Source organism: Pantoea sp. X-Soil-YNGN-775 (assembly GCF_059730575.1).
The window spans coordinates 180041-193093 of sequence record NZ_AP035946.1 but is presented as its reverse complement, the minus strand read 5'-3'; the positions used below and the strand labels follow the sequence as shown (position 1 = coordinate 193093).

The window sequence follows — 13053 nt, the reverse complement described above, 5'->3', positions numbered from 1 at the left end:
GAAAGTTCGGGCATCAGTTGCCAGTGCAATCTGCTGAGTTAAACCGGGCGGAGATTTGTTATAAGCGGGCAACGGCCAATCGGGTGAGTAAGGCGGTCGGGACAGAAGCGGAGGACCACAGGCAGATTATGGTTGGTGCAGCATCCTGTTGATACGCTACCGCGCAGAAGGTTCTGTCTGCTTACCCAGGTTGCCGGCTACCGGATGTGGCACGGTAAAGTATGTATCCTTCGTAATGCTTAACAGCGTGCGCACGACGCGGGCTCGTTTCCCGGCGCATCTCCCCGGGAAACGTTGATAGTCGTTGGTACAGAGATTGCAATTGCAGAAGTAATAAGCGGCGGTTAGCCCGGCAGGTATTCGGCTACTGCTCGTTTTTACGCTGCACATCCTCTGCGGCAGAAACGCCGGTGATGTCAGAAAGCCCATCCTGATCGATTTCAGCTGCGGCACCATCAACAGTCCTGGCCATCATGAGTAAGTCCTGCAGTTCGTGCAGCAGAATAGCCGCATCCGATTTCAGCACCTCATCGGTATCCACGGACTCAATAATCGTATTGATGGCCTTTCCGGCGCTTTCCATCATTTCAGTCACACCGCCCTGCTTACTCACAGCAAGCACCAGCGCGCTGATCAGAAGCGACTGAGCCTCGACGCGGGCAGTTAACTGTTTGGTTGCCGCATCAATTTTAGAGATTTTGGCAAGCATGCTTAACACAACGTTTTTCATGGGAAATACTCTATAAAACCTATATTTGGCAGTTAATCAGGTTGAGGAAACGCTGATTAACCATTTTCACTGGCAGGAAATAATTAACAAAACCGCTGTCGGATTACGCTATTTTTTGACCAGCGTAAGCCTCTGAAAATTTGCCACGGTTACCGGCCTGCCGCATCCAAAGCAGACTGCTCCGTGAGCACCTTTCTTCATGTCAGACAGGAGAGAATAGGTAAACTTCCTATCACCGCAGAACGGGCAGCGAAATTTAGCGAATCTCATGAATACACATCAGGGTTATCCCCGGTAAAAGAGGGCCCAGCATGGCAGGTTAGCGTTAATTGACAAGCACATTTACGTCAGCAGCGATTTATTGAAGGAGAACAGAATTTTCGTCCTCTGCCGGGCTGATGAGAAAGATTTTCTGGCTGAAGAAAACAGCTCAAAACCGGACCGACCCTGAGCCTTTTTAATCAGCCTCAGAATATCAGCATCCTAGCTTAACGCCGCCAGCCTGCCGCTGGCGGCCTGAGGCGATACGGCAGGCACACTGCCACGGTAGCCCGAGCATTACGGCCGTATTCGATTACTTATTACCTGGTAATAAACTTTCCGGGCCAGCGGTGGCTGGTATGGGAGCCAAATTGCCCGGAATTCTGATGGTTTTCACGAATTCCCGACTGTAAATAATTTAACTGTTATCTTTGCCTTGCCATTGGCAGCGCTGTAGCTCATCAAAATCGCATTCAAAAAAGGGGCGTAAACCCCTTAGTATTAATGTCAGTCCACCTGGTCTGGTACCAGCAGCTGCAGACTGTGAAGTCATCGTCCGGCCCGACTTACAAAGAGCAAGGCACCAGCCCACCTACACTGACTGAATGCATGGCATAGGGCCTCCCATAACGCGCGCGCAAGGGAGATAGTACCGGAAAGATTTTTAGCCGTTTTGACTAATAAGCTGATCAGGATTATATGAATGCCAGCTGTTTAAAATCCGGGAATGGAGATTATGCTGATTACGAAGTGGCGTCTGATATAACATGCCTGCGCCAGAGTTTCCGGGGCGAAATTCCGGCTTCGGCTTCGGCTTCGGCTTCGGCTTCGGCTTCGGCTTCGGCTTCGTGGAGGGTACTGATGACCTGTTCGTCGGAAAACCGTTTCTTTATGGGGTCTCATCACGTGACTGATGAAGACATGACTAGCACAGTGGTGTGTTATTTAACGACGAGCAGATCAAACAAGCGCTCGGCAGCAGCGCTATAAAGTAGATCCTCTGTAAAAAGTTAATCCAGAAGCGTGCGGTGTGCATTTTGATACAGGCATTCAGGGCGCGCTCAAAGATTAGCCAGCTCAATACTTAAGAGAATATTTTTTAATTTTATCGAAAAGAGTGCTTTTGGCAATTTTCAGCGCATCCGCGGTTTTTGTTAAGTTTCCGCCTTGCTGATGCAATTCGACAAGAATGATGCTTCGCTCAAAGCTTTCAACCATTTGTGTTAATGTTTTCTCATCATTACTGTCATCATGAGCGTCATGAATACCGAGTACAAACCTCTCAGCCTGATTGCGTAGCTCTCTGACATTACCCGGCCAGTTATCGGACATTAAGTTACGCAGATAGTGCTGTTTTACTTCTGGTATCGGGCGTTTAAAGGTCAGAGCAAACTGACTCACAAAGAGATTAAACAGTAAGGGGATGTCTTCAACTCTATCGCGTAGGGGAGGAACTTCAATGTTTATCACATTAAGTCTGAAGTATAATCCAGCATGGAATAATCCAGCTTGCACAAGCTCTGACAGGTTGGTTTTACTCGCAGCAATAATTCGAACATCAACCGGGATGCTTTCATTTGAACCTAAACGTTCGAAAGATCTTTCTTCCAGAGCCCTTACAAGCTTAACTTGCATCGCTAATGGCAGACTTTCAATCTCGTCAAGGAAAAGCGTCCCTTTGTCTGCATATTCAATTTTACCAATTCGAACTTTTAGTGCTCCAGGAAATGCGCCCGAATCACAGCCAAAAAAAACGATATCAAAAATAGACTCAGGTAAAGCCCCACAATTTAATGCAACAAAAGGCCCTGCCCTTTCGCTAATTTCGTGAATACATTTGGCGACAAGTTCTTTTCCTGTGCCTGTCTCACCATAAACAATTATGTTAGCCGGCGTCACAGCGACGTCTTTTATTCTTTCTTTCAATTCATGAATGGCAATCGAGTTTCCAATTAACTTGTTATCGAGTGTATTTGCGTCTGCGAGCTTACGACGCAACTGATTATTTTCATGAATTAGCCGGCGCTTATCCAACGCTCTAAAAACAATATTAATTAATTGCTGGGGAGTAAAGGGTTTAGTCAGGAAGTCATAAGCTCCATTATGCATAGCTTCAACAGCCGTCTCAATATCTCCATGCCCCGTAATGATAATAACCGGTACATCTGGATCTGTCTGATTAAACTCTTTTTGAAAAATAAATCCACTTTTACCCGGTAGTTTCATATCTGTCACTATAACGCCATGAAGGCGCAACGCGGGTAAAAGATAGCGAGACTCTTCTACCGAAGAAACACCAACGGCATGCAATTTTTCAAGCTTTAAAGCCTGGACACAGCCTAACTGAATATCTGAATCATCTTCTATGACTAGTACGTCTATATTGTTCATAAATCAGTTACCCTGGTTAATATTAGCTAGCGGCAAACGTACAACAAAGCACGCACCTGCCTTTCCATTCTCCGCACTGAGCGTCCCATTATAAGACTGGATGATATCGGCAGAAATTGATAAGCCCAGGCCTAAACCACGATTTAGTTTAGTCGTAAAAAAGGGATCGAAGATTTTTTCTGCATTTTCTTCTGAAATTCCTACCCCATTATCTTCAATCTTAATTACAGCAAAGTTATTTTCAATAGCCCATTCAGCAGTTACGATCCTTGCAGTCTGGTTTTCTATTACAGCATCAAGCGCATTACTTAGGAGGTTAACAAACACTTGTTCTAATCTTATATTATTACACATACACCAAACATCAACATCTGTTGAAAGTTTAGTAAATCTGCAATCATACTGCCTGAAAAGATGGCTTATTAGCAACATGGCATTATCCAAACTCGCGCTTACCGACACCGGGCCGACTGAATCATCTTTTGATCTGGAAAAAGTTCGTAACTGATTACTGAGTCGGCCAATGAAATCAACAGATTTTAAAACCCTTAAAAGGTTATCTTTTGCTTCATCTGTGGCACCTATATCGATTAGTTTCAGTGCATTCGCTGACAACATATTGATAGCTGACAAGGGTTGATTAATTTCATGTGCCAGCCCAACCGACAGCTTTCCGATGGTAGCTAGCTTTTCTTTATGTAATAGTTCATTTTGTGTATCTCTCAGCGCTTTTTCGGTTGACATCCGCTCCTGAATCTCCGCCTCGAGCTGCTTACTTCGTTCAAACAATTCACTTGTTCGTTGGTTAACAATATACTCCAGCTTTTCTTTTTTTATTTCTAATGCTTGCTGCTTTTCTAACCTAAGCTTAATAATTTGTCCTCTTTGATTCATTGCATAAATGAGTATTAGTATCAAAGCCAACGTCAAATTTACAGCGACAATGGATGGCAGCACAGCCCATACTATTTGGCTTAGTGGAACCAGACCCGCAATGATCATGTTTATTTCCGGAATGTAGTTATAGTAATAAACATAATGTGAGTTATTTACTAAGGCTATTCCAGCACGATTACCCAGGGAGAGTTCCCATTTAACATCCTCCCCCTGAATCACTGCATTATAATATCTTTTTTCATTGATAATTTTCTTACTATCTTCCAGTGAAAGTTTATTGACCACATGATAGAACCAGTCAGGATTGGAGGAATATGCAACGATCTTGTTTCTATCCAGCAAAACTGTGTGATAGTTGTTATTGTCATTCTTTATGTGGTCATTCAAATTTATTTTTGTAACTACCACCCCTTTTTTAACACCATTAACATAGATGCCATTCGCCTGATAATACCCTGATATCAAGCTTGATATTCCAACGCCAAAATAGCCAATGGTTTTATTGGGTTCAACCTTCTGAAAGTAAGGACGATGAGATAAATTGTAACCTATAGCACTTTTATCGTCATCATCATCGCTACTGGCAACAACCTTCCCTCGATCATCTAGGAGATATAAAGCCAGTGCATGAGTTTGTTTTTTTATCGCGCTAAGATATCGATTTAATTCAACATAATCCTCATCGTTTTTATCGACGATTTTCAAAAAGTTGATGATATGCTCATTGGTAGCCAGAGAGTAAGGTATGAACTCATAACGCTTAACTCTCAACGTTAACTCAAGACCCTTCTGATGTAGTTCAGTATTCAGAAATTTTATACGTTTATGTACACCATCATAAATGATAGTCAATGAGGAAATAATAATAACAATCATTATCATCAGTAACAAAAATCTACCGCGCACGAAAAATCCAGAGCGAACTCCAAACTTTCCAATTTTGATTTTCACACTATCTCGCCTGATCGTTTTGCAGAAGCGACCCATTATAGTCTAAAGACGTAATAAATTAAGCAACTTTATAAACAGAATGAACATATGATCCCCGCCCGCTGGTGAAAAGCCTTGACGCTGAGGCATTAAAAAAATTAAGCCACCATCTTAAAAAACAGTGAAATCCGGATTTCCGAACCAGAAAAGAAAATTCATTCCGGCTAGCCGAATTATTTTAAAAATTCAATTATTTAATAATTATTCCAGACTCCTGGATTGATCCTGATCATAATTTATTATCCCGGCAAAGAAATATACTCATTCCCGAAAACGGCGGATATGAAATCAGGGTATTACTTAATATTAATACACTGCACCAGACTCCATCTTTCAATGTGACTTACTTCTAAATTATTCTTAACAGGCTTTTCTTTAAGAGGGGTTGCTCGTTGTGATTATTATACATTCCATTTTCCAAATGAGCCCGGAGATAGCATTATTCATCGCATTAGCTTTTGGCGCCTGGATTGGTAAATTCAGGTTTGGTAAGTTCCAGCTTGGTAGTGTTGCTGGCGCATTGGTTGTTTCAGTCATTCTTAGTCAGTTTGGAGTTACTATAGATGACGGCATCAAAGGCGTTCTTTTTGCACTCTTCATTTATGCAGTGGGTTTCGAGAGTGGGCCTCAATTCTTCAGTTCACTGGGATTGAAGTCTATAAAAGAAATCATTCTTGCTGCTGTTCAGGCTCTTACCGCATTCGCAACTGTCGTCATTATGGCCAGGATATATGACCTGGACAAAGGGACTGCATCTGGCATCGCGGCGGGTGCATTAACTCAATCAGCAATTATTGGTACCGCTAGTTCTGCTATAGATAAATTAGGTTTAAGCGCATCTGTGACACAAAACCTGCAATCAAATGTTGCTATAGGGTACGCCGTAACCTACATATTTGGTTCGCTCGGTGCCATCATCTTATGTGTGAATGTTCTTCCCTGGTTCATGCGACGCGGCTTGCGAGAAGATGCCGTTAAAGCTGAAGCTGAACTTTTAAATGGTCAAAGGAATTACTGTCCCGGAGAAACGTCAGCGCTTCCCCAACTTGTAGGAAGAGTATATAAAGCCGGGCAAGCAGCAGGCCGAACTATTTCACACATAGAGAGTCTGAGCACATCCGGTAAAGTTACAATTGAGAGAGTTAAGCGTAATGGTAAGATTATTGGCCTAAGCTCTAATCTTGTCATTGAAAAAGACGATGTTTTATTAATCGTAGGACGTCGTTCAGGAATCATTCAACTTGAAAAAACGTTGGGCCCGGAAACAAATGACCGGGATGGTATGGATATGGTAGTAGCAACCAGAGACATTATTATCTCTGGTAAAGAATATGCAGACAAAACAATTGCTCAATTACTCTTAACAAATAAAACCCTGCGCCACGGCGTTTACTTCTTGCGCCTAAGCAGAGGTCAAAGATCAATTCCACTGTTAAATTCAACCATTGTGAAACCCGGTGATGTTGTAACCGTATATGGTCTGGATGAAGATATACAAAGACTTGCTCAGAGTGTAGGCCCGATCATCACGGTTAATGAAAAAACTGACTTTATTTATCATGGTTTAGGTATTGCTGCAGGTTTACTGGTTGGGCTTGGAGTAGTTCATCTCGGCGATATACCTTTAACCTTAGGTGCAGGTGGTGGCGCGCTGTTCTCCGGACTGCTTTTTGGCTGGTATCGGTCGCGCCATATGGTCAGGGGTAATATGCCTACAGCAGCCTCTGGATTATTAAGAGATTTAGGCCTGGCCGGGTTTGTTGCTGTCGTAGGATTACAATCCGGCCAACAAGCAATACACACTATAGCTGAACGTGGTTTATCTATTTTTGTCATTGGATTAGTGGTAACAGTTGTTCCTTTACTTATCACAATGCTAATTGGTCGTTATATTTTACGTTATGACAATACCGCTGTTTTCGCTGGCGCTTTATCCGGTGCACGTAGTGCTAATCCCGCATTTGGTGAGATCCTTGCAAAGGCCGGCAATTCAGTTCCTACCGCGCCTTTTGCAATCACCTATGCCCTCGCTAATGTATTCCTGACGCTGTTAGGACCATTAATTGTTGCTTTTGTATAACCAATAAAGAGACCTGAATATGAACGATTTAAAAAAACTTTCCCAGCTCAGTCCATTTGAACTTAAAGATGAATTAATTAAGCTGGCATCGAATAATCAGAATCATATTATGCTTAACGCAGGGCGTGGAAATCCTAATTTCCTTGCAACGTTGCCCCGCCGTGCCTTTTTCCAGTTAGGTTTGTTTGCCGCGAGTGAATCTGAACTATCTTATTCTTACATGAAGCAAGATATCGGCGGCATCCCTGACGGGGAAGGCATTGTTGAGCGCTTTGAACGCTTCACTAATGAAAACATTCACCTTCCGGAAGTGGGCTTTTTGCGTAGCTCTTTAAGCTATGTAAAAGATCAGCTAGGTTTGCCAGGCAAGGCCTATCTCAAAGAAATGGTGGAAGGTATTCTGGGTTGCAATTATCCGGTACCATCGCGCATGTTGGAAATTAGCGAAAAAATCGTTAGCCATTATTTGCTACGCGAAATGTCAGGCAGCGATGCTTCGACTGAGGATGTTAAAATTTTTGCCGTTGAAGGTGGAACGGCTGCCATGGCATATATCTTTGATTCACTAGAGAAAAACCACCTGGTCAAAAAAGGGGATAAAGTGGCTATCGGTATGCCCGTTTTCACACCCTACATTGAAATTCCACAGCTGGATGAGTATGCTTTTGAGATAGTGAAAATAAACTCTGACGCTGAAAATAACTGGCAATACAGTGATGCAGAACTTGATAAATTGAAAGACCCATCAATCAAAGTATTCTTCTGCGTTAACCCAAGCAATCCGGCCTCAGTAAAACTTGACGAACGCTGCCTGAGCAGGATCAAAACAATAGTTGAAGATTTCCGTAAAGATTTAATTATTATCACAGATGATGTCTATGGAACATTTGCAGATGATTTTAAATCGCTTTTTTCTGTATGTCCCCACAACACAATTCTGGTCTACTCATTCTCAAAATACTTCGGTGCAACCGGTTGGCGTTTGGGAACGATCGCCATCCATAACAATAACATTTTAGATGATAAGATTAAGGAACTACCACTTGAGAATAAAGAGGAATTAAACCGACGTTATACTTCTATCATCACTAATGTAGAAGATTTAAATTTTATTGACAGACTGGTTGCTGATAGCCGCGCCGTCGCTTTAAACCATACAGCAGGCTTGTCTCTGCCGCAACAAATCCAGATGGTATTGTTTTCTTTATTTGCCCTGATGGATGAAAATGATAACTACAAGAATACACTTAAAAAGGTTATTCGGCAGCGTCAATCTACTCTATATCGCGAGCTGGGTGTATCAGTACCACAAGATTCACATTCAGTAGACTATTATACCCTGCTCGATTTGGAAAAAATTGCGACAGAGTTATATGATACTGATTTTGCATCATGGGTCAGGAGTAACTTCTCCCACAATGAGTTATTTTTCCGCATTGCTTCCGAAACGGGAATCGTACTACTGCCCGGGAAAGGTTTTGGTAGCGAGCATCCATCTGGCCGGGTTTCATTGGCCAATCTTAATGAATACCAATACGCTAATATCGGGCGTCTGTTGAAAAAAATGGCAGATGAATATTATCTGGAATTCAAAAATGCAAATAATGTATAGCAACTAGCTAGCTTGATTTAAAAATACTGCGTTGTGACAGGCCTTCAAGGCGTTTCGCCAAAGACTTCTTTATTATCTGGTGAAAACAGCGCAGGTAGACTTAGCTCAGTCCGGTTGATAATAAAACCGTCCGGACTGAGCCTTTTCAGGTGTGCAGAAAGGGTTATTGCAGCGCCTTACGCAGGGTAGTGACGACCTCTTCGGTGGTTTCAACGGCATTAGTTGCCACGTCAATTGCCCCACCATCACCTTTTTGCCGCGGATCTATTCAATCAGATCCATCGGCACGCGCGAGTTCTGGCACTCCAGCGAAATGATGTCGCTGGCTGATTTCTTTAGTGAACACCTCTTCATACTGCCGCCACTCGGTAACCCGCGTCTTCTTTCAGTCGGTGTTGGCTTTAATGTCATAGCCGTTATCACTATGCGTGTTCCGTTATGTCTATGAGAAATATTGACAAGGTCAACTGGTTTCAGGCGCTCTCAGATATCAGCGGTAAAGGCTGCTCACTCCAGGCTATTGCGGAAGAGGTGAATGTGGTGCCCGCGACTCTGATGGGCTGGAAAAAAGGCTTAAGTCCCCGACCTCATACTGGAGATGCACTGATTGAGTTCCGGCGCCATGTAACAGACGCTATTGTTGACCTTTGCCCAGGATAACATCATAAGTTTTATCAACAGAACACGGTGGATACAGCTCTGAATGATTGTGCTGGTTATAGTCAGATATGCCTATTCCACAGATGTGTTCTTACCCGCGACATTGTCACCGACGGGAAGCAAAACGATAACTATAAACAATGTTCTTAAATAACAAGAAAAATCAAACGCCTGTCAATTTTCAGTCAACTCAGTGATAATTCGTCCACCACAAAGAGAATGTCGAAAGGAGGCACTGGCGATGACTGTTTCTATAGGGGTGCTTGCCGGTATGGGGCCGCGGTCTACAGCCCCGTTCATTGATATGCTGGTGACAGAGTGCCAGGTCGGATACGGCGCGAAATATGATATGGATTTTCCTAAAATGCATATCATCTCGTTGCCAACGCCTTTCTGGCCGGGCAAAAAAATTGATAATAATGCGATGATCGCAGCCCTGCAGCAGGGTATTTCCGAACTCGTCCAGGCAAAAGTAAGTCTGATAGCCGTTCCCTGTAACCTTGCACACTGCTATTTTGCGGAAATGAAAGCGGTGAGCGCGGGTATTCCACTGCTTCATATCGCAGACTGCGCTCTGGAGTCACTGCCTGCAGAAGTCAGCAGAGTAGCTGTTCTGGCTACAGAACCTACGCTGGAAGCAGGTTTCTATCAGGAGCGGATTGAAGCTTCTGGTAAAGAGATTATTGATTCACCTCTGCTTCGTGACATGACCACTTCGTTGATTGGACGGGTTAAAACCAGCGGTTTTCATGACCCCGATGTACAGGCAGAGTGGCAGAATTTAATGTCTGCAGTGGCAAATCTTGAGGTTGAGGCTCTTCTGATTGCCTGTACAGATCTTAGTCCCCTGATAACTGAAAATGCTTTCAGCTTTGTCATCGTGGATACGGCGGCAGGCCTTTCCAGCGCGACCATTAAAAACTACAGGCGACTGTCCGCGGAAACGACAGGCGGCAGCCATAATAACGGCTAACCTGCTGTCCGCTTCTCGCTAATGGCGAACGATGCGCCTGAACAGAACTATTTTGTGCCAGAAGCAGGTGTTGCAAACACGCAGGCAGGTTAACACATAGCGTGCTGGCCTTACGTTAAGACAGGCCATAGCCGTTGTTCAAAAGTCGTCAGCAGGATGAAGGGAGGTCAGAACGATCTCCTCGTGTCGTCGGATGTGAAATGACAATAAATTCTACCGTAGACCCGGTGTCGTTTCTGGCCTGATGCTTTGACCCCGGTGGAATTTCCAGCCCCTGCAAAGCGTTAATATTGTGCAATTCGCCTTCCAGCTCCATAGAAAGAACGCCATTGAGAACAAAGAAAAACTGTCTGGAAACGGAGTGAAAGTGTCGCTTTTCAGACGTGCCTGGAGGCATTTTTTCATGAATAACCAGCATGTCCTGACGGTTTACCAGATACCAGCCTTCGCAATCGTCGCCCCAGAAATAATGCTCTGCATTTTCCTTTGAAATCATCGCCCTTCTCCTGTTTACATCTGCCCGTCTATCAAGACCTTAAGAAAGTTATACTGATAAATGCTATCGTTTCGCAACAGGTATACTTTTAATTAATTCCCTATAGCGCTGAACTACACCGTTCAGCCTCTCTGACAGGCATGAATGTATCGGCATAGCAGCATTTTAACAGGACCTTAAAGTTCTTTGTCCGCTCAAATATGGCGCCTGTTGCTCTCACCTACGCCGGAACCCCTGCCGAATCGCATAGGGCGCATCAGATATTGCATTCACGTCACATCATGCCGTAGTGACCTTCTCAACCCAGACTCTCTGCCAGTTTCAGGTCACACTGCGCCTGCATGCTCCAGGGAATTGCACCAGACCGCTTTGTGCCAGAAGCGCACATTCAGGCCGCTTAATAATGAAGCGTATCGCGCTCAATCAAATACCGGTTTAAAGAGAATAAATAATTCTGATAATTTAGAGGCATCAGTGATGGTGTGATTAGACAGTAACTAAGGATGACAATGAATAAAAGTAACGTCCGCTTTGCACCTTGGGTCGGCCTCCACTATGAAAGAGGATTTTGCGGATTACGCGTACTTTTGGTGTGCGAGTCTCACTATGCCGATAAGCAGCATGAACGTCCAACAGTCACTCCAGAGATCGTTAAGGCGCTTGCTTTGGGTGAGAGGCACCCTCGGGCAACTAGTAAGCTTCCACGACATAAGCATTTTACTTTAATAATGTCTGCTGTTCAGAACGTCAGACAGCGCTTCTCCTGTACACAAAGAAGGGAGTTCTGGAACAGTGTTGCTTATTACAACTTTTTGCAGGAATTTTTACAGGGCAGCCGCGTTGCGCCACCGGCAGGCGTCTGGCAACGCAGTGAGAAAGCATTTACCGAAGTTCTGGAAGTGTTGGCTCCGGATTTGATTATTTGCTTCAGCCTACGTAACGGCAATCGGATTAGGTCGCTTGCGGGTAGCGTGCCGGTGGCTGTGGTAAACCATCCCTCTTCACGGTTTACGTATTCTAAGGTCAATCCAGTTATTGCTAAGTATATCGAGATGGCCCAATTACAGAAGACACCGGCCCCGGAATTATTTAGCAGTGTTCTTTTTAATCGATGGCTTGCGGACACAGCTTCTGCCCTACCCACGCCCGGTTCACATCTTTCGGAGCTGGAGAAAATAGCACTCCTTGCTGACCGAAAGGAGGCAATGGCGGCGTTTGACGAGTTTTTACTGATGTAAATCACAAGTTGTGTAGAATGAATTATTTCGACTTTGGCCGACAATCATGTGCTTTTAGTGTGCATAAAAAGGAAGTAGTAGTATGTCCGCTTTGTGCTCATCACGCACTATATGCAACATGGCTTTTTTATGCTCAGCCCCTCTGAACCGCTCCGGAATTTCATAGGGCGCATCAGATATTGCGTTCACGTCACGGCGTGGCGCCCTTCTCACCTTTAACTTTTATCCCTCCGCCAGTCGCTGAGCCAGCTTCAGGCCTTACTGTGCCTGTCTGAACTGGATCGCCAGAATGCGCGAAATCCAGCAATCTGGGCGGGTTCTGGTAGCTTATCAAGGGTTATGCCTGCCACTGCTGCAATCTGAATCAGATCAGAAGATGGTTGCCACTCAGGATGCATGGTGAACCGTACCTGTGGTACCTGCGAAAAGATATGACATGTTCACATGCTTGCTACCGGGTCATTCAGAGGCACAGGATCTGCAAGATTTCGTTGCGTTACCCCGGATGCGTTACGCATGTCCGTTACGCCAGGAGATGTTTCACCGTAATGCTGCGTCGTAACGTTACACTTTGCCTTCTGACGCTCACGATAACGCCGCTGCCGCACTGCTCCTTTTGAAGCTCACTGATTTACAGGGATATTGTTTTCACGAAAATCCGGCAAAATTATGCAGCGGTTTTCAGCATCGAAAATAGCCCATCCGACAGTGGGCATCGCTTCACC

General features: G+C 44.3%; 10 protein-coding genes and 1 pseudogene. 5 read left to right on the top strand and 6 right to left on the bottom strand.

Annotated features, from left to right (window positions below; all coding sequences use genetic code 11):
- Nucleotides 1–364 precede the first annotated feature (364 nt).
- The gene (gene iraP, locus AC6I8I_RS20770) at nucleotides 365–730 is read right to left on the bottom strand and encodes an anti-adapter protein IraP (RefSeq protein ID WP_031377586.1); all 366 of its coding nucleotides are present in this window, start codon (nucleotides 728–730) and stop codon (nucleotides 365–367) included.
- 1028 nt (nucleotides 731–1758) lie between these two features.
- Between iraP and AC6I8I_RS20765 the strand changes: the two genes are divergently transcribed.
- Nucleotides 1759–1905 carry a hypothetical protein gene (locus tag AC6I8I_RS20765; RefSeq protein ID WP_497828850.1) on the top strand — a complete coding sequence of 49 codons (147 nt, stop codon included), beginning with the start codon at nucleotides 1759–1761 and terminating at the stop codon, nucleotides 1903–1905.
- A 163-nt stretch (nucleotides 1906–2068) separates the two neighbouring features.
- Here the strand turns inward: AC6I8I_RS20765 and AC6I8I_RS20760 are convergent, their stop codons facing one another.
- Both AC6I8I_RS20760 and AC6I8I_RS20755 read right to left on the bottom strand, forming a co-directional pair.
- Complete coding sequence (locus AC6I8I_RS20760; protein WP_312053786.1) at nucleotides 2069–3382, bottom strand: sigma-54-dependent transcriptional regulator; 1314 nt, start codon at nucleotides 3380–3382, stop codon at nucleotides 2069–2071.
- A gap of 3 nt (nucleotides 3383–3385) precedes the next feature.
- On the bottom strand, nucleotides 3386–5230 hold the full coding sequence (locus AC6I8I_RS20755; protein WP_497828849.1) for a sensor histidine kinase: 1845 nt from the start codon (nucleotides 5228–5230) through the stop codon (nucleotides 3386–3388).
- A gap of 433 nt (nucleotides 5231–5663) precedes the next feature.
- Here AC6I8I_RS20755 and aspT point away from each other — a divergent pair, with 433 nt between their 5' ends.
- Both aspT and AC6I8I_RS20745 read left to right on the top strand, forming a co-directional pair.
- Nucleotides 5664–7349, top strand: a complete 1686-nt coding sequence (aspT, locus tag AC6I8I_RS20750) for an aspartate-alanine antiporter (protein ID WP_312053783.1) — start codon at nucleotides 5664–5666, stop codon at nucleotides 7347–7349.
- Between the two features lie 19 nt (nucleotides 7350–7368).
- The gene (locus AC6I8I_RS20745) at nucleotides 7369–8961 is read left to right on the top strand and encodes a bifunctional aspartate transaminase/aspartate 4-decarboxylase (RefSeq protein ID WP_497828848.1); all 1593 of its coding nucleotides are present in this window, start codon (nucleotides 7369–7371) and stop codon (nucleotides 8959–8961) included.
- Between the two features lie 166 nt (nucleotides 8962–9127).
- Here the strand turns inward: AC6I8I_RS20745 and AC6I8I_RS20740 are convergent.
- A pseudogene (locus tag AC6I8I_RS20740) lies at nucleotides 9128–9388 on the bottom strand (methionine synthase); the annotation flags it as partial.
- Between the two features lie 474 nt (nucleotides 9389–9862).
- On the opposite strand from AC6I8I_RS20740, the gene AC6I8I_RS20735 reads away from it, so the two are divergent.
- Nucleotides 9863–10594 carry an aspartate/glutamate racemase family protein gene (locus AC6I8I_RS20735; protein WP_312053780.1) on the top strand — a complete coding sequence of 244 codons (732 nt, stop codon included), beginning with the start codon at nucleotides 9863–9865 and terminating at the stop codon, nucleotides 10592–10594.
- Between the two features lie 148 nt (nucleotides 10595–10742).
- Here the strand turns inward: AC6I8I_RS20735 and AC6I8I_RS20730 are convergent, their stop codons facing one another.
- Nucleotides 10743–11090, bottom strand: a complete 348-nt coding sequence (locus tag AC6I8I_RS20730; protein ID WP_312053778.1) for a cupin domain-containing protein — start codon at nucleotides 11088–11090, stop codon at nucleotides 10743–10745.
- 509 nt (nucleotides 11091–11599) lie between these two features.
- On the opposite strand from AC6I8I_RS20730, the gene AC6I8I_RS20725 reads away from it, so the two are divergent.
- The gene (locus AC6I8I_RS20725; protein ID WP_312053776.1) at nucleotides 11600–12328 is read left to right on the top strand and encodes a hypothetical protein; all 729 of its coding nucleotides are present in this window, start codon (nucleotides 11600–11602) and stop codon (nucleotides 12326–12328) included.
- A 251-nt stretch (nucleotides 12329–12579) separates the two neighbouring features.
- On the opposite strand, the gene AC6I8I_RS20720 is transcribed toward AC6I8I_RS20725, so the two are convergent.
- On the bottom strand, nucleotides 12580–12726 hold the full coding sequence (locus AC6I8I_RS20720) for a DnaT-like ssDNA-binding domain-containing protein (RefSeq protein WP_409519759.1): 147 nt from the start codon (nucleotides 12724–12726) through the stop codon (nucleotides 12580–12582).
- Nucleotides 12727–13053 lie beyond the last annotated feature (327 nt).

Bases quoted from the DNA above. Each gene is read 5' to 3' on its own strand.
- iraP (WP_031377586.1), bottom strand. From the start codon at position 730: ATGAAAAACGTTGTGTTAAGCATGCTTGCCAAAATCTCTAAAATTGAT.
- AC6I8I_RS20765 (WP_497828850.1), top strand. From the start codon at position 1,759: ATGCCTGCGCCAGAGTTTCCGGGGCGAAATTCCGGCTTCGGCTTCGGC.
- AC6I8I_RS20760 (WP_312053786.1), bottom strand. From the start codon at position 3,382: ATGAACAATATAGACGTACTAGTCATAGAAGATGATTCAGATATTCAG.
- AC6I8I_RS20745 (WP_497828848.1), top strand. From the start codon at position 7,369: ATGAACGATTTAAAAAAACTTTCCCAGCTCAGTCCATTTGAACTTAAA.
- AC6I8I_RS20735 (WP_312053780.1), top strand. From the start codon at position 9,863: ATGACTGTTTCTATAGGGGTGCTTGCCGGTATGGGGCCGCGGTCTACA.
- AC6I8I_RS20730 (WP_312053778.1), bottom strand. From the start codon at position 11,090: ATGATTTCAAAGGAAAATGCAGAGCATTATTTCTGGGGCGACGATTGC.
- AC6I8I_RS20725 (WP_312053776.1), top strand. From the start codon at position 11,600: ATGAATAAAAGTAACGTCCGCTTTGCACCTTGGGTCGGCCTCCACTAT.
- AC6I8I_RS20720 (WP_409519759.1), bottom strand. From the start codon at position 12,726: ATGCATCCTGAGTGGCAACCATCTTCTGATCTGATTCAGATTGCAGCA.